This window comes from Mesorhizobium sp. USDA 4132 (assembly GCF_056279545.1).
The window spans coordinates 206,069-222,288 of record NZ_JBWCCP010000001.1 but is presented as its reverse complement, the minus strand read 5'-3'; the positions used below and the strand labels follow the sequence as shown (position 1 = coordinate 222,288).

Below are 16,220 nucleotides of genomic sequence, written 5' to 3'. Positions count from 1 at the left end.
AAGCCCGAGATCGCTCAGCCGGAACCAAACACATGCGTCGCGCCATTCTCAACTCCTTCATCGCTCTTTCCTTCGGGCTTGTCGCCTCCCTATCCACAACCGCCCCGAGCTTTGCGCAGGGTGCGGCAAAAGGCCCGAGCGGCCTGCCGCTGCCGCGTTTCGTCAGCCTCAAGTCGAGGAAGGTCAATATCCGCATCGGCCCGAGCACAGACTATGCGGTGTCCTGGATGTATATGAAGTCCGGCACGCCGATGGAAATCATCCAGGAATACGAAAACTGGCGGCGGGTTCGCGATGCCGAGGGCACCGAGGGCTGGGTGAACCAGGCCCTGCTTTCAGGCGAGCGGACTGCGGTGGCCGCCCCCTGGATGCGTGGCAAGGGCAAGGATATCTACGTCAACATGCGCCGCGACCCGCAAGGCACCGCCGCCATCCTCGCCAAGCTGGAGCCGGGCGTCGTGCTGCAGATCAAGGAATGCAACGGCGACTGGTGCCGGGTCGAGACCAACGGCTCCGAGGGCTGGGTCGCCCAGGCCGAAGTCTGGGGCGCTTATCCGGGCGAAGCGTTCAAATAAGATTTTTCCTGCGAGGCCTCAGATGAGGCCTTCGCGCGCCGCAGCTTCGGTGAGCGACGCCATCGGGCGCGGGCCGATCTGCTGGATGCAGATGGCAGCCGCCAGGCAGCCGAGCTTGCCGCAATCCTCCAGCGAACGATCCTGGGTGTAACCGAACAGGAAACCGGCCGCGAACAGATCGCCGGCGCCGGTCGTATCGACCAGTTCCCTGATCGGATAGGCCGCGACCTTCACGCGTTCGTCGCCGCGAACGATGATCGCGCCTTCCTCGCTGAGCGTCACCGCCGCCAGCTTGCAATCCTGCGAGATCTTCTTCAGCGCCAGTTCGAAATCCTCGGTCTCGTAGAGCGACAGCGCTTCCTGTTTGTTGGCAAACACGATGTCGACGGTGCCGGAGCGCATCAGGTCGAGGAACTCGGCGCGGTAGCGGCCGACGCAGAAGGGGTCGGACAGCGTCATCGACACTTCCCGGCCATGCTCATGGGCGATGCGGGCCGATTCGCGGATCGCTTCCTTGGCGCGCGGCGGATCCCAGAGGTAACCTTCGAAATAGGTGACCTTGGCTTCGGCGACGACGTCCTCTTCCACATGTTCCGGGCCGAGATCGACACAGGCACCGAGATAGGTGTTCATCGAACGCTCGCCATCCGGCGTCACGAAGATCATCGAGCGGGCGGTCGGCGGATTGGTGCCTTCCGGCCTGGTCCGATAATGAACGCCCTGGGCGCGGATGTCGTGCTGGAAGATGTTGCCGAGTTGGTCTTCCGCAACCTTGCCGAAATAGGCCGCCTTGCCTCCGAAGCCGGCAATGCCGGCCGCCGTGTTGCCCGCCGACCCGCCGGACGCTTCCACAGCCGGGCCCATCTTCGAATAAAGGAGCTCGGCGCGTTCGGCATCGATCAGGTTCATCGCACCCTTGGTGATCGCATTCTCGCTCAGGAAATCGTCGTCGCAGCGGGCGAGGATATCCACGATGGCATTGCCGATGGTGAGCACGTCGAACTTGGGCATCCGGTCTTGATCCTCTTGGGAAACAGTTTGTCGCGAAAACCGGTATTCGGGTTTTCCACTGATTGGAAGGGAAAATAACCGCGATACCGGCGATCCGGGGCATTTTGGGCCGTCACTCTGGTGTCACGGTCACAGGTTATATGCATGGCGATCCGGTTATGTTGCCGACCACGGATGAACTGGCGGCCGACCATCGGATGTCCTGGACGAGACCAGGAGGGAAAGCGGGGATTGCCCCGCTTTTTTGTTCGGCGCCGATCGCCACGCCTCGCTTTCAAGCGGCTTTTCTACATCAACGCATTTGTGGCAAGCCGCGACATGGGTTAGACGCATAAAACCGTCCCCACAGAAAGCCTGCCTCTTGTCCTCCGTGTTCCTGAATGTCGTGCCCCTCTTCATCCTGATCCTGATCGGCTGGATGGCAGCGAAAACCGGGATATTGAAGGAGGAGACCGGCGACGCGCTCGGCGAATTCGTCTTCAAGATCGCCGTGCCCATGCTGATCTTCCGGACGCTGGCGGATGCACATTTCGAAGGCGCCTCGCCGTTCCGACTGTGGACCGTCTATTTTCTCGGTGTCGCCATGACCTGGGCGATCGGTCATGTCCTCACCACCCGCGTTTTCGGCCGGGATGCGAAGATCGGTGTGATCGCCGGCATGTCCGGCTCGTTTGCCAACAACGTCTTCATCGGCCTGCCGCTGGTCGCGCATGTGGTCGGCAAGGACGGACTGGTGGCGATCTCGATCCTGCTTGCGATCCACCTGCCGCTGATGATGGTGGCCGGCACGATCCTGATGGAGGGTGCGGCCGCCAAGGTCGACGGCGGCGAAAAGCGCGGCATTGCTGCGGTGCTCAAGCAGGTGGGCTCCAACCTTGCCCGCAATCCCCTGGTGATTGCGCTTATCGTCGGCGTCGCCTTCAACTTCCTCGGCCTGCATTTCCCATCGGCGATCGCCATTGTCGTCGATCAGATTTCCGCCGCGGCAAGTCCGGTCGCTCTGATATCGATCGGCATGGCTCTGACGCGATATCCGATCCGGGGCGATATCGGCCTTTCGGGCACCGCGGCCGTACTCAAGCTGATGCTGCTCCCGACACTCGTCTTCCTGATGAGCCATCTGTTTGCCCTGCCGAAAGACTGGGCGACAGCGCTGGTGCTGACCGCGTCGGTGCCGACCGGCATCAATGCCTGGCTGATCGCCCAGCGATTCCGTTCGGGACATAGCCTTGCAGCATCGGTGATCAGCATGACCACCGCATTCGGGGTCTTCACTGTCGGCTTCTGGGCCTGGCTTCTCGGCTGAATTGCCGCGCCGGATCGACTGCTGGAAATGAAAATGCCCGACTGACGCCGGGCATTTTCATTTGGGAACTCTAAAAAGCCGCCGATCAGTTGGTGGCGGGCGCCGGTGCGGCGTTCGGGTCCGGGAGCGGAACCGGCGAATCAGCCAGCGTGCGCAGATAAGCGATCAGGTTGGCGCGCTCGGAATCGTTCTTGATACCGGCAAAGCCCATCGCCGTGCCCTTCACGAAGGCCTTCGGAGCGGTGAGGAAGTGGTTGAGATTGTCGAAGGTCCAGTGCTCGGCACCGCCCTTGGAGAATTCCTTCATGCCGGCCGAATAGGCGAAACCTTCATGTTCGCCGACCGGACGATCGACAACGCCCCAGAGATCCGGGCCGACCTTGTTCGGTCCGCCCTTCTCACCGGAATGACAGCTCTGACACTTCTTGAATGTGGCTTCGCCAGCCTTGGCGTCGGCCTTCACCAGAAGCTGCGCGATCGGAACGGCGGCGGCAGCGGGTGCTGCGGCTTCACCGGCTGCGGGCTCTTCGGCGGCGATGATGGCAAAACCTGCCTTCTCGGGTACCTCCGAATGGAAAATCCCTTCCGAGGCAATGGACACCGACATCATGACGAAAACAGTAGCAAGCAGGGCGCCTGCCGCCATGTTGACATTGGGGTTCATCCGCAAATGCTCCTTCGCAACCGCCTCATGAGAAAGCGGACCATCTTGAAATCGCGCGGAACCTATGTCTTTTGCATGGTTGTTGCAACACGATTATCGTTCCGCGCGTGAGACTTTTTGACACTGTTTACGCGGGAATAGAAGGGTCTTTCCATGAAGAATTCGGCTTTTGACCGGACGCTGGTGTTGATCCCGGCACGAATGGCCTCGACACGCCTGCCGGGGAAACCTCTGGCTGATATTGCCGGCCTGCCGATGATCGTGCAGGTAGCAAAACGAGCCGAGGAAGCGCAGGTCGGGCGAATCATCGTCGCCGTCGACCACCAGGACGTCTACGATGCGGTGGCCGCCGCAGGCTTCGACGTGGTGATGACCCGGCAGGACCATCAATCCGGTTCGGACCGCATTTTCGAGGCGGTGCAGAAGGCCGATCCGGATGCGAAAATGGATTTCGTGATCAACGTCCAGGGCGACCTGCCGACGATCGAGCCGGAAGCGGTGCGCGCTTCGCTGAGGCCGCTCGACAATCCCTCGACCGATATCGCGACGTTGACCGTCGTGATTACCGACGAACACGAGAAGACCAATCCGAACGTGGTGAAGATCGTCGGTTCGCCGCTCTCGGCGACGCGGCTGAAGGCGCTCTATTTTACCCGCGCCACCGCACCTTATGGCAACGGGCCGCTCTATCACCATATCGGGCTCTACGCCTATCGCCGCGCGGCGCTCGAAAAATTCGTGTCGCTCGGGCCTTCCGCGCTCGAAAAGCGCGAATCACTCGAACAGCTCCGAGCGCTCGAAGCCGGCATGCGCATCGATGCCGAGATCGTTGACTCGGTTCCATTGGGCGTCGATACTCCCGCCGACCTTGAAAAGGCCCGTGCGATCCTGTTTGCCCGTGCCTCCTCGTAACGGATAACCCCATGAACGCACTCACCAATCGCATCGCCTTCCAGGGCGATTTCGGCGCCAATTCCGACATGGCCTGCCGCGACATGTTCCCGACCATGGAACCGCTTCCCTGCCCGACGTTCGAGGACGCCTTCCAGGCCCTCGAAAACGGCGAGGCGGATCTGGCGATGATCCCGATCGAGAACACGATCGCCGGCCGCGTCGCCGATATTCATCACCTGCTACCGGAATCGCGGCTGCACATCATCGGCGAATATTTCATGCCGATCCGCTTCCAGCTGATGGTGCTGCCCGGCGTGACCCGCGAGGAAATCCGCACCGTCCACAGCCATATCCATGCGCTCGGCCAATGCCGCAAGATCATCCGCTCGAACGGTTGGAAGGCCGTCGTTGCCGGCGACACGGCGGGTTCGGCCAAGATGGTGGCCGAAAAGGGCGACCGCACGATGGCGGCGCTCGCACCGCGGCTTGCGGCCGATCTTTACGGGCTTGAGATCCTGGCGGAGAATGTCGAGGACCGGGACGACAACGTCACCCGTTTCGTGGTGCTCTCCCGCGACGAAAAATGGGTGCAGCGGAACGATCCAGACGAGGTGCTGGTCACCACTTTCGTATTCAACGTCCGCAACATCCCGGCTGCGCTCTACAAGGCAATGGGCGGCTTTGCGACCAACGGCATCAACATGACCAAGCTCGAAAGCTACCAGCTCGGTGGCAAGTTCGTGGCAACCCAGTTCTATGCGGATATCGAAGGCCACCCGGACGACGCCCCGGTGCGCCGGGCGCTGGAAGAGCTGCGGTTCTTTTCGGAAAAGGTGCGGGTTCTCGGCACCTATAAGGGCCACCCGATGCGGGGCGCGCTGCAGAAGGGGTGAGGGGCGACGGCGTTTAGCCGGCAAAACGCTCCGGTGGAGCGTTTTGAGCCTCGAACGCGCTGAGCAAAAGCGAAGTGCCGGGCGTGCACCATGCCGGAGGAGATGCAATCGGCCTGGAAGCTGACAGCTGGGCATAATAACCCCTTGGTGTTTTGCGGTTTTCAGTTCGGCCGGGACACGTCGTGTGCCTCGAATTGAAATTTTAATAATGACACGCGACGTGTCCCGTTCGGTCTGTTTTTCCGCGCAACTCCGGTCCCTCTGCGGCGGCATGGTCTTACGTCCTTGCGGAATGCCATACCGGGTTGTGTGCGACACACGCACGCCCCGCCTCAGGGCGAGAGGAGGACCATTTTCTGCGCAGCCCCTGGCAACCCGCCTGCATGACGGCAGATCATCAAGGCACCGGTCCCGTCTCGCCGGTCATGCGGGCCGGTGTAGCCGAAACGGGACGGGTGGATTGTAGGCACGGGGTCGAGGGGTGGGGATGAGCGAGGGTGTATTTTTATGCTTTTGTTTCCCAAGTGACTGATTTGCCTAAGCAAGCCCCCCTCTGCCCTGCCGGGCATCTCCCCCTCAGGTGGGGAGATCACAAGCGGCACGCTCCCCGCCTCCAAAACGCCGCCGCGAAACGTGGGACGCTCAATGGAGGGCTGTGAGCAGGCTCCAGCCAATCTCCCCCCTTGAGGGGGAGATGCCCGGCAGGGCAGAGGGGGGTGCCACGCCCACCGCCGCCTTTCGCGCTTACTCGGCGCTCATCGCATAGACCCGCAGCCTATGCCCGTCCGGATCGATCACGATGAACGTGTAGCCGAAATCCATCTCTACCGGCGTCTGCAGCACGCGCAGGCCGCGGCCCGACCATTCGGCATAGGCCTTGTCCACGCTGGCGGCATCGTTATGCCTGAAGCAGATTTCCGATCCGCCGCTGCCGGCCGTTACCGAAGGCTCGGCCGTGTGTCGTGACCACAGGCCAAGCTTCATGCCGGTATTCAGCACGAAGAGGGCAAAGGTCGGGGACTTTTCCACGGGTTCGACGCCGAAGAGGGCCTGGTAGAAATCCGCGCTGGTCAGCGGATTGTCGACGAAGAGGATGGTAAAATCGGGGTGGACCATGTCAGTTCTCCTTGTGACGCAATTCCCTCTGCCGAGAATTGCTCTTGGTTGGGACTGACCGGAGATTATCGCAGCCTACTGTCAGATAATGGCAGCAGCGTTCATGGCTGGGGCGGAATTCCTTCAGCTTCTCGCCACTCCTTGAGCAAGACCGGCCGGCGGCGCGGATAACGCGTTTCCGTCCAAGCCGCAGAGGAAATGCGGTCGGTGCGGAAATGCCGGAAATCCTGCCTGAGTTCACACCAGGCAACCATCACCCTGACGCTGTCGAAGAAGCCGAGGGCGAATGGCCAGACTTTTCGATGGGTCAGAGCCCCCTTTTCATCTTCATATGCGAGTTCAAGGATATGCTCGGCGCGGATCGCCCTTCGGATCAGGCCGAGATCGGTCCTGTCCTCACCTCGCCGCGGCGAAGCGACAAGCAGCGTCGAATTGTCGAGGTCCTCTTTGAGGTCCGGCGGCAGCACGGCGGCGATCTTGGCGAGCGCATCGACGGCGCCGGCGGCCAGCCGCGAATCGGCGGTCTTCGCCACCCAGCGGGAACCGAGCACCAGCGCCTCGATCTCTTCCTGCGAAAACATCATCGGCGGCAGCATGAAGCCGGGCCGCAGCACGTAGCCGAGGCCCGCCTCGCCTTCGATGAAGGCGCCCTGCGCCTGCAGGCTGGCGATATCCCGATAGAGCGTGCGCAAGCTGACGCCGGTCTCGGCGGCGAGCTTGGCGCCGCTGACAGGCTGGCGGTAGCGCCGGAGCGTCTGGAGAAGAGCCAGCAGGCGCTCCGACCGCGCGACGGTCATGGTTCTACCTGCTCCACTCGATCCAGTCGCGCAGCAGGCGGTGGGCGATCGCGCCCTTGACCGGCGCGAAAAGCGGAGCGTCTGGGCCGGCATCGAGCATGGCGGCGGCTTCGGCGCGCTCGAACCAGCGGACATCGGACATTTCCTGCGGATCGATCTTGATGTCGGTCGATTTCGCCTCGGCGTAACAGCCGATCATCAGCGAATGCGGCATCGGCCAGGGCTGCGAGGCGTGATAGCGGACCCGGCCGGTCTCGATACCGGATTCCTCGAAGGTCTCGCGGCGCACCGCATCCTCGATCGTCTCGCCAGGTTCCACGAAACCGGCGAGGCAGGAATACATGCCCTCCTGAAAATGGTGGCTGCGGCCGAGCAGGCAGCGGTCGCGCTCCGTGTCGATCGTGAGCATGATGACAACTGGGTCGGTGCGCGGAAACATCATGTGCTGGCACTGGGTGCAGACCCGCTTGTAACCGCCGATCCTGGTTTCGGTCGGCGATCCGCATTTGCCGCAGAACTTGTTGGCCGCGTTCCAGTTGAGCAGCGCGACCGCCTGTGCGACCTCGCCCTGCAATTCGCCCTCGATAAGCTGGTCGCGAAAGAGCGCCCGCGCCTCGGTCGGCTTGTAGTGGCTTGCCAGTTCTTCCGCGGGGATCAGCATCGGCACGGCGATGCGCGGTTCACCCGTCTCGCGATAACCGAGCAAAACGGCGTTGTCGAAATCCGGCTTCAATTCGGCAAGCTCATAGGGCGAAAACAGTGGGTCGAGGATCTGGCTGTCGTGCTTCAGGATCAGCCGGCTGCCGGTGAAGGCGAGGATATGAGCGCCTTCGACGGCGAGCGCCTTCTCGACGCAATCGTCCTCACGGTATTCGGCGCGGCGATCCAGCTTGTTGCCGGAAAAAGCCGTCAGCTTGCTCGGTTCGGGATGGGGTGCGTCGGTGTCGAAAAGGTTCGCTGTCATGAAAGGGCTTCAACCAGTTTGTTGAGAAAATCTTGCTTCTGCTGCCCGCCATAGGGCACCGGCTGCCCGAAGCCCCATATCGGGCCGGGCCAGTTCGGGTCGCCCTCGAACCGGGCGATGACATGGACATGCAGCTGGCGGACGATATTGCCGAGTGCGCCGACATTGATCTTGGTGGCGCCTGTCACCGTCTTCAGGGCTGCTGCCACCCTGTTCACCTCGACCGAGAGCAGCGCCTGTTCCGCGGGCGAGAGATCGAAGATCTCGGTCATACCTGCGCGTTGCGGCACCATGACCAGCCAGGGCCAGCGGCGATCGTTCTGGATGCGCAGCTGGCAGAGGCCCAGCACCGTCACAAGATCGGAATCGCGGGCAATCCTCGCGTCCAGTTCGAATTCGCTCAAACTTTCCTCCCTTGTTTTTCTGTTCGATAGCAGTTTTTTACAGGGTTGGCTTGCATTTGGAAGCGTTATTGACGATATGGACGGTGGGAGGTTGGTGGTGGACGAGCCACTCGCCAACCGGGTCAGGTCCGGAAGGAAGCAGCCCTAACGAGCCAGGCACGGGTCGCCGTGCCAGCCTCCCACCCTTTTACTTGTACTACCATCTTGGTCAGCTTCCGGCCCGGTCAAGACCGTGCTCAGGATTGGCCCGCGCAGGCTGGCAGGACTGAATGAGCGATACCGGGCCCACATCTTCAAGCACTTCCGCCGCCAATCCCGCCACAGGCAGCGGATACCGGGTGCTCGCCCGCAAATACCGTCCCAAGGATTTTTCGGACCTGATGGTCGGCCAGGAGCCGATGGTCCGCACGCTGACCAACGCGTTCGAGACCGGCCGCATCGCCCAGGCCTATATGCTGACCGGGGTTCGCGGGGTGGGCAAGACGACGACCGCCCGCATCCTCGCCCGCGCGCTGAACTACAAGACGGCTGATATCGACAAACCGACCATCGACCTTCGCATCCCCGGCGAACATTGCCAGGCGATCATGGAAGGCCGGCATGTCGACGTGATCGAAATGGACGCCGCCTCCCATACCGGCATCGACGATATAAGAGAGATCATCGAGCAGGTGCGCTACCGCCCGGTCTCGGCGCGCTACAAAGTCTATATCATCGACGAAGTGCACATGCTCTCGACACAGGCCTTCAACGGCCTGTTGAAGACGCTCGAAGAGCCGCCGGAGCATGTGAAATTCATCTTCGCGACGACCGAAATCCGCAAGGTTCCGATCACGGTGCTGTCGCGCTGCCAGCGGTTCGACCTGCGCCGCATCAGCGCCGCGGACCTGGTTCACCTGTTCACCTCAATATTGGAAAAGGAAGGCATTCCGGCCGAACCGGAAGCGCTTGCCATGGTCGCACGTGCGGCGGAAGGTTCGGCGCGTGACGGCCTGTCGCTGCTCGACCAGGCGATCGCCCACGGCGGCGGCAGCGTCGCTGCCGAGACCGTGCGCGGCATGCTGGGGCTTGCCGACCGCGCCCGCATCGTCGACCTGTTCGAGCATATCGTGCGCGGTGACGTGACTGCGGCGCTTTCGGAATTCACGGCGCAATACGAGGCCGGCGCCAATCCGGTCGTGGTCTTGACCGATCTTGCCGATTTCACCCATCTGACCACCCGTTTCAAATATATCCCGGACGCCGCCAACGACCCCTCGATCAGCGAAGTGGAGCGCGTGCGCGGCCGGGAATTTGCGGACGGCGTGGCGGTGAGCACGCTGTCGCGCATCTGGCAGATGCTGCTGAAGGGCATTCCGGAAGCGGAAAATTCCTCGCGCCCGGCGGGTGCCGCCGAAATGGTGCTGATCCGGCTGACGCACGCGGCCCATCTGCCCTCGCCGGAAGATGCCGCCCGCAGGCTTGCCGATTTCTCCAATGGCGACGGCCAGCGGGTGCCGGTTCCGAACGGCAATGGCGGCGGGCGCCCGGTCTCTCCACCGCAATCGCCTGTCAATGCCCGCGGCACCGAGATGTCGAGCCCGCGTATTCCCGCTGGCGGGCCGACCGCGATGCTGCAGGCCGTGCCTAATGCCGCACCGCGGGAAATACCCGTCGGTCGCGTGGAAGAACAGCCAGCCGAAAAGCCGGTGCCGAAGGTTCCGGTCAATTCGATATCGGATATCGCCGATCTCTGCTCCAAGAACCGCGACCCGCGGCTGAAGGCGCTGCTGCGCAACTTCGTGCGGCTGGTGAAGATCGAGCCGGGCCGGCTGGAGATCAATCTGTCCGGCGACGCGCCGAAGACCATTGCCGGCGACCTCAAGGCGCGGCTGGAGGAATGGACCGGGATTACCTGGTGGGTGACGCTCAGCAACGAGGCCGGAGAGCCGACGCTGGTCGAATCCGAAAAGAGCGTGCGGGAGGCGCAGTTCACCGACGCCCGCGCCGATCCTGACGTGGCGGCGATCCTCGCCCAGTTCCCCGGCGCCAGGATCACCGACGTGCGCATCCGCGTGGCGGAAGAGGATGAGAACGAGGCCGAGGACATGCCGGCAGCGGCGACCGCGGAATCCGAAGAGGGCGACATCCTGCCCGGCGACGACATCGAGCTATAAGAGAAGAGGACAGACAGATGCGCGACATCATGGGCATGATGGGCAAGGTCAAGGAAATGCAGGCCAAGATGGAGCAGATGCAGGCGGAAATCGCCGCTCTCGACGTCGAAGGCACATCCGGTGGCGGGCTGGTGACCGTGCGTCTCAACGGCAAGGGCGACATGCTCGGCCTCAAGATCGATCCGTCGCTGTTCAAGGAAGACGATGTCGAGATCCTCGAGGACCTGATCGTCGCCGCCCACAAGGCCGCCAAGGAGCGCGCCGAGGCGATCGCCGCCGAAAAGACCAAGGAACTGACCGCCGGCCTGCCGATCCCGCCCGGCTTCAAGATGCCGTTTTGATCCTGGGTCCGAAGGAATAGGGAGGTTCCGATGACGTTGACATCACTTCTGGTTTTCGCGGCGGCACTTTTTGTCGCCGCAGGTTCGCCCGGTCCCAGCATCGCTGCGCTCGTGGCGCGCGTCCTGTCCAAGGGTTATCGCGACGTACTGCCGTTTCTCGCGGCGATGTGGGTCGGCGAAGCCGTGTGGCTTTCGTTTGCCGTCGCAGGCCTTGCCGCCATCGCCGAGAGTTTTCATGTCGTGTTCGTGGCAATCAAGTGGATCGGCGTTGCCTATCTCCTCTATCTCGCATGGAAGATGTGGTTCACCGAACCCGCCGGCTCCGGCGAAGACCTTCCGGAAAATCGTTCCGTGCCGAAGATGTTTTTCGCCGGCCTCACCGTGACGCTCGGCAACCCGAAGATCATGATGTTCTATGTGGCGCTGCTGCCTTCGATCATCGATCTCGGCGGCGTGACGCTGACCGGTTGGCTGGAACTGGTCGCCGCGATGTTCCTCGTGCTTGTGGTCGTCGATCTTGCCTGGGTGCTGCTCGCCGCCAAGGCCCGCCAGTTCCTGAAGAGCCCTCGGGCCGTGAGGATCGCCAACCGGGTTTCGGCTGGCGCCATGGCGAGTGCGGCAGCGGCGATCGCGACGCGCTAGGTCTCGAACATCGGCCGCCAGCGGCGGCCGATGGGTGCGGCCAGGAAGCGGGCTCGTTCGGCGCCCGACAGGTTCTTGCCGACAGCCGCCAGCATTTCCGCGATCATCACGCGGTCGCCGGCATAGGGTTCGTGGCGGACGGGATCGCCGGGGGAGACCATGCCAGGCTTGATGACGCGGCAATAGATGCCGGGGCGGCCAGCTTTGGTATAGGTCTTCAGGAATTTCGGATCACCCATCTTCACCGCAAGCGTGTTGCAGGGAGAGCGGGCGCAGCTGGCTTCCAGGACGACTTCGCCTATGTGAAAACGGTCGCCGGCGGCGACATCGCGGTTGTCGAGACCTCCGACAGTCAGGTTCTCGCCAAACGTGCCGGGCGAAAAATCGCGGCCGAGTTCGGCCGCCCACCAGTCCAGCGTCAGCGAGCCTTCAAGCAGGATCGCCTGATCCTCGCCGCCATGGTGTTTGCGGTTGCAGACCGCATCGCCGACGAGGCCGAGGCTATCGATCATGACGGCGCCGTTGACGGCGGACTTGTAGATGCCGGTCTTGAAGCTCTTGCCCGGCAGCTTTTCCGGGCGCCCGAGGCAGACGGCGAGAAGTTTCATAAGCGGTCCTTCCGCGATTCCGTTTTTAAGGCATATGGGCTAAAGGGAGAAAATGGCAAAGCGAGTCACCGGCCCCGAAATCGAAAAACTCATCCAGCTTCTGGCAAAGGTCCCGGGTCTCGGGCCGCGCTCGGCGCGCCGAGCGGCGCTGCATCTGATCAAGAAGAAGGAACAGCTGCTCGGGCCGCTTTCGGGCGCCATGGGCGAGGCCTATGACAAGGTGAAGATCTGTTCGCGCTGCGGCAATGTCGACACCGTCGACCCCTGCACCGTTTGCACCGATCTCCACCGCGACCAGACGATGCTGATCGTCGTCGAAGACGTCTCCGACCTCTGGGCGCTGGAGCGGACGGGCGCGATGAACACCGCCTATCACGTGCTCGGCGGCACGCTCTCGCCGCTCGACGGCATCGGACCGGACGACCTCAACATCCGCGCGCTGATCGACCGGGTGAACGAGGGCGTCATCCGCGAGATCATCATCGCCGTCAACGCGACCGTCGAGGGGCAGACCACGGCGCACTATATTACCGATCAGCTCTCCGGCATCGATGTGAAGATCACGCGGCTGGCGCATGGCGTGCCGGTCGGCGGAGAGCTTGATTATCTCGACGAGGGCACGCTGACGGCCGCGCTTCGGGCGCGGACGGTGATTTAGCGTTTAAAGAGGATAACGATGAGCAAGCTCGCCCCCCTCTGGCCTGCCGGCCATCTCCCCCTCAAGGAGGGAGATCGGCAAGTCGCGCCGACGTCGCTCCAATCGCGTCGTTCAGGGTGGCCGGGACCTCGCAACGATTCAATCTCCCCCCTTGAGGGGGAGATGCCCGGCAGGGCAGAGGGGGGTGCCGCCGGGCGGGGTGCCTCCAGACGAGCGGTAGCATTGGCTTTCGCCATATTCACAACCCTCCTCCCCCTCCCCGCGCTCGCCCAAAACCGTCCCGACGTCGAAAAGCAGTTCCAGCGGTGGATCGCCGGCGATCTGGCTCCGGTGGCCAAGAAGGCCGGTATCTCCGAGAAGACGATGAAGGCCGCCTTCCAGGGCATAACGCTCAACTGGGACCTGCCGGACCTGGTGCCGCCGGGTTCGGAGCCGCCGAAGCAGCAGGATCAGAGCCAGGCGGAATTTTCCTCGCCCGGCGCCTATTTTTCCGAAAAGAGGCTGCAGGGGCTGGCCGAGACCGGCCGCGGGCTTGCCTCCACCTATTCGGCGACGCTGAAGAAGATCGAAGCGGTCTATGGCGTGCCGGGCGAGATCGTCGTCGCCATCTGGGGGCGTGAATCCGGGTTCGGCAAGGCGCGGATGCCCTATTCCGCCGTGCAGGTTCTGGCCACCAAGGCCTTCATGTCGACCCGCAGGGACATGTTCCGCGAAGAGCTGATCGCAGCGCTGAAGATGATCGAGCAGGGCGATGTCGATCCGGCGACGATGAAGGGTTCCTGGGCGGGGGCGCTCGGCCAGCCGCAGTTCATGCCGTCGAGCTACCTGAAATATGCTGTCGACTTCGACGGTGACGGTCGCCCGGACATCTGGAATTCGGTGCCGGATGCGCTTGCCTCGATCGCCCACTACCTGCAGAAGGAAGGCTGGCAGCGCGGCCGCGACTGGGGGTTCGAGGTGACGATCCCCGCAAAAGTGTCCTGCGCGCAGGAAGGGCCGGATCTTGCCAAGCCGATCTCCGCCTGGGCGGCAACCGGCATCACCCGCATTTCCGGCAAGGCGTTTCCCGCGGCAGACCTCAAGGCGGACGGCATGATGCTGGTGCCGGCGGGGCGCAACGGACCGGAATTTGTCGTCACGCCGAATTTCTACGTGATCAAGGAATACAACAATTCCGACCTCTATGCGCTGTTCATCGGCAATCTCGCCGACCGGATCGCCTCGGGTGCAGGACCGTTCCAGGCGCCCTGGGGTGATGTCGGCAAGATGCTGCGCTCCGACGTGCTCGCCATGCAGAAGGCGCTGGTCGCCAAGGGTTATGACGTGGGCAATGTCGACGGCCTGCCGGGTTACAAGACCCGCCGTTCGCTCGGCGACTGGCAGGCAAAGAACGGCCTGGCGCCGACATGTTTTCCCGATCCGTCGCTCAAGGGAAAGATCAGATAGTCAGTGGTGCAGGTCGGGGGGCGATTTATGGAATATGTCGTCGCTCGGCGGGATCGCCTGTCGCTCGATCATCCGGTGGACGCGTGGGCCTTCTTCGCCGCGATGAAGACTGCGGATCGCATCCCAGGCCTCGGCATCCGCCTGGGTGCGGCGCTGGTTGTGGCGCACGTAGTCGGCCCAGGTCGCGGTATGATAGGTCTCCGTCCAGATTTCCGGATGTTCCAGATCGCGCATCAGCGCCCATTGCCGCGCACCGTCGCGAATGCGAATACGGCGTCGCTGCGACATCAGCGCCAGGAATTCCGGCACATCCTCGTCGGCGATGGTGTAATCCACCAGGGAAACGATCGGCCCGCTGCGCGGCTGCAGATCGAGGCTCAGCAGCGGCACGTTGAACCGGTTGAGCGGATCGAGATTGGCATCGCTGAACTGTGGCAGCGGCAGGCGCATGCCGATCACGGCGCCAAGCAGCATGACAAGGCTCGACAGTGTGAGCGCGATCGACACTCCGAACGTATCGGACAGGATGCCCCACACCCAGCTGCCGCCGGCAATGCCGCCGAACGTCGCCGTCTGGTAGAAAGAAAGCGCGCGGGCGACCACCCAACGCGGCGTCGAAAGCTGTACCGTCGTGTTGAACAACGACAGAGCCAGCACCCAGCAGGCACCGGGCACGAGGAGGACGATCGCCGTCAGCGCCGTGCTTGAACTCAGGCCTATGATCGCGGCGCTCGCGGCAAAACCCAGAAAGGACAGGCGGACGATCGATTCGCTGGTGAGCTTTTCACGCAGCCGCGAATTTGCCATGGCACCGGCGATGGCACCGACCCCGAAGGCGCCGAGCATGATGCCGTAGGTCAACGGGCCGCCGGAGACCAGGTCGCGGGCGACGATCGGCAGAAGCGCCAGCACGGCGCTCGCCGAAAGACCGAAGACAAGGCCACGGAACAGCACGTTGAGAATGTTGGGCGACATGACGACGTAACCGAGGCCCGCCGAAAGCGCCCGCAGCAGCGTCTCGCGCGGCAGCGCACTGTCGCGACTTTCCGGTCTCCAGCGGATCAAGGCATAGATGAGAGCGAAATAGCTCATCGAATTGACCGCGAACGCCGCGGCGGCGCCGGCAGCCGCTACGATCGCGCCGCCGATCGCGGGTCCGACGCTGCGGGTGATGTTGAAGCCCACGCTGTTGATCGTCACCGCCGCCGGCAGGACCTCGCGAGGTACCATGTCGCCGACCGAGGCCTGCCAGGCCGGGTTGTTGAGCGCTACGCCGCAGCCGAGCAGAAAGGTGAATGTCAAAAGCAGCCAGGGCGTCAGCAGGTCTAGATAGGCAAAGACCGTCAGGGTCAGCGAGACGGTGAGCATGAAGAACTGCGCCGTCAGCATCAGGCTGCGGCGGTTGACGTTGTCGGCAAGCGCGCCGGCAATCAGCGAAAAGAGCATGATCGGCAGCGCGGTCGAGGCCTGGACCAGCGCAACCATGTCCTCGGAATCGGTGATCGAGGTCATCATCCACGCCGCCCCGACGGCCTGGATGAGGCTGCCAAAATTGGAAGCGAGGCTGGCAATCCAGATGGTTCTGAACGTTGGGTGCCTGAAGGGAGCCAGGGTCGATATCCGATCGGGCACTTTTATCCTCGTTCATTCGTGCGTCGTACCAAACGGTTATAGACCCGGCAGAACCAAATTCCAGTCGCCAAAGCCCCGGAATATGCGACTCTTGCAATCGCAAGGCCGAAAGC

17 protein-coding genes and 1 other RNA gene are annotated in these 16,220 nt (G+C 62.8%); 10 read left to right on the top strand and 8 right to left on the bottom strand.

Features of this window, described 5'->3' with window-relative positions:
* The first annotated feature begins 32 nt into the window (after positions 1-32).
* Positions 33-575: an SH3 domain-containing protein gene (locus tag ACZ9IU_RS01025; protein ID WP_038547943.1), complete on the top strand. Its 543-nt coding sequence runs from the start codon at positions 33-35 to the stop codon at positions 573-575.
* An 18-nt stretch (positions 576-593) separates the two neighbouring features.
* Here the strand turns inward: ACZ9IU_RS01025 and ACZ9IU_RS01020 are convergent, their stop codons facing one another.
* A complete protein-coding gene (locus tag ACZ9IU_RS01020) occupies positions 594-1,586 on the bottom strand; it encodes an adenosine kinase (protein ID WP_038547941.1) in 993 nt (330 codons plus the stop codon).
* A 361-nt stretch (positions 1,587-1,947) separates the two neighbouring features.
* On the opposite strand from ACZ9IU_RS01020, the gene ACZ9IU_RS01015 reads away from it, so the two are divergent.
* Entirely contained in the window at positions 1,948-2,892 is a 945-nt protein-coding gene (locus ACZ9IU_RS01015; RefSeq protein ID WP_038547939.1) for an AEC family transporter, read from the top strand.
* 85 nt (positions 2,893-2,977) lie between these two features.
* On the opposite strand, the gene ACZ9IU_RS01010 is transcribed toward ACZ9IU_RS01015, so the two are convergent.
* Positions 2,978-3,556, bottom strand: coding sequence for a c-type cytochrome (locus tag ACZ9IU_RS01010; RefSeq protein ID WP_038547936.1), 579 nt, complete (start codon positions 3,554-3,556; stop codon positions 2,978-2,980).
* Between the two features lie 153 nt (positions 3,557-3,709).
* Between ACZ9IU_RS01010 and ACZ9IU_RS01005 the strand changes: the two genes are divergently transcribed.
* On the top strand, positions 3,710-4,468 hold the full coding sequence (locus ACZ9IU_RS01005; protein WP_038547933.1) for a 3-deoxy-manno-octulosonate cytidylyltransferase: 759 nt from the start codon (positions 3,710-3,712) through the stop codon (positions 4,466-4,468).
* Positions 4,469-4,479: 11 nt separating this feature from the next.
* The gene (locus ACZ9IU_RS01000; protein WP_038547930.1) at positions 4,480-5,343 is read left to right on the top strand and encodes a prephenate dehydratase; all 864 of its coding nucleotides are present in this window, start codon (positions 4,480-4,482) and stop codon (positions 5,341-5,343) included.
* 744 nt (positions 5,344-6,087) lie between these two features.
* On the opposite strand, the gene ACZ9IU_RS00995 is transcribed toward ACZ9IU_RS01000, so the two are convergent.
* The 4 genes from ACZ9IU_RS00995 to ACZ9IU_RS00980 all read right to left on the bottom strand — a co-directional run bounded on the left by ACZ9IU_RS00995 (position 6,088) and on the right by ACZ9IU_RS00980 (position 8,624).
* Entirely contained in the window at positions 6,088-6,459 is a 372-nt protein-coding gene (locus ACZ9IU_RS00995; protein ID WP_038547928.1) for a VOC family protein, read from the bottom strand.
* Between the two features lie 101 nt (positions 6,460-6,560).
* Positions 6,561-7,256, bottom strand: coding sequence for a helix-turn-helix transcriptional regulator (locus tag ACZ9IU_RS00990; protein ID WP_038547925.1), 696 nt, complete (start codon positions 7,254-7,256; stop codon positions 6,561-6,563).
* Between the two features lie 4 nt (positions 7,257-7,260).
* Positions 7,261-8,220 carry an NAD(+) diphosphatase gene (gene nudC, locus ACZ9IU_RS00985; protein ID WP_038547923.1) on the bottom strand — a complete coding sequence of 320 codons (960 nt, stop codon included), beginning with the start codon at positions 8,218-8,220 and terminating at the stop codon, positions 7,261-7,263.
* A complete protein-coding gene (locus ACZ9IU_RS00980) occupies positions 8,217-8,624 on the bottom strand; it encodes an HIT family protein (RefSeq protein ID WP_038547920.1) in 408 nt (135 codons plus the stop codon). The genes nudC and ACZ9IU_RS00980 overlap by 4 nt, the downstream gene beginning before the upstream one ends.
* Positions 8,625-8,710: 86 nt before the next feature.
* On the opposite strand from ACZ9IU_RS00980, the gene ffs reads away from it, so the two are divergent.
* The 4 genes from ffs to ACZ9IU_RS00960 all read left to right on the top strand — a co-directional run bounded on the left by ffs (position 8,711) and on the right by ACZ9IU_RS00960 (position 11,763).
* Positions 8,711-8,807: signal recognition particle sRNA small type (gene ffs / locus ACZ9IU_RS00975), an RNA gene on the top strand.
* Between the two features lie 86 nt (positions 8,808-8,893).
* The gene (locus tag ACZ9IU_RS00970) at positions 8,894-10,780 is read left to right on the top strand and encodes a DNA polymerase III subunit gamma/tau (RefSeq protein WP_038547918.1); all 1,887 of its coding nucleotides are present in this window, start codon (positions 8,894-8,896) and stop codon (positions 10,778-10,780) included.
* A gap of 17 nt (positions 10,781-10,797) precedes the next feature.
* Entirely contained in the window at positions 10,798-11,121 is a 324-nt protein-coding gene (locus ACZ9IU_RS00965; protein ID WP_038547916.1) for a YbaB/EbfC family nucleoid-associated protein, read from the top strand.
* Between the two features lie 30 nt (positions 11,122-11,151).
* A complete protein-coding gene (locus ACZ9IU_RS00960) occupies positions 11,152-11,763 on the top strand; it encodes a LysE family translocator (protein WP_038547913.1) in 612 nt (203 codons plus the stop codon).
* On the opposite strand, the gene ACZ9IU_RS00955 is transcribed toward ACZ9IU_RS00960, so the two are convergent.
* Complete coding sequence (locus tag ACZ9IU_RS00955; RefSeq protein ID WP_038547911.1) at positions 11,760-12,371, bottom strand: MOSC domain-containing protein; 612 nt, start codon at positions 12,369-12,371, stop codon at positions 11,760-11,762. The two genes, ACZ9IU_RS00960 and ACZ9IU_RS00955, sit on opposite strands and share 4 nt — an antisense overlap.
* A 52-nt stretch (positions 12,372-12,423) precedes the next feature.
* Here ACZ9IU_RS00955 and recR point away from each other — a divergent pair, with 52 nt between their 5' ends.
* Both recR and ACZ9IU_RS00945 read left to right on the top strand, forming a co-directional pair.
* On the top strand, positions 12,424-13,029 hold the full coding sequence (gene recR / locus ACZ9IU_RS00950; protein WP_038547908.1) for a recombination mediator RecR: 606 nt from the start codon (positions 12,424-12,426) through the stop codon (positions 13,027-13,029).
* A gap of 162 nt (positions 13,030-13,191) precedes the next feature.
* Positions 13,192-14,475 (top strand): lytic murein transglycosylase, encoded by a 1,284-nt coding sequence (locus ACZ9IU_RS00945; protein ID WP_244447455.1) that lies wholly within the window; start codon positions 13,192-13,194, stop codon positions 14,473-14,475.
* Here ACZ9IU_RS00945 and ACZ9IU_RS00940 read toward each other — a convergent pair whose 3' ends face one another.
* A complete protein-coding gene (locus tag ACZ9IU_RS00940) occupies positions 14,476-16,107 on the bottom strand; it encodes an MFS transporter (protein WP_038547902.1) in 1,632 nt (543 codons plus the stop codon).
* Positions 16,108-16,220: the final 113 nt, after the last annotated feature.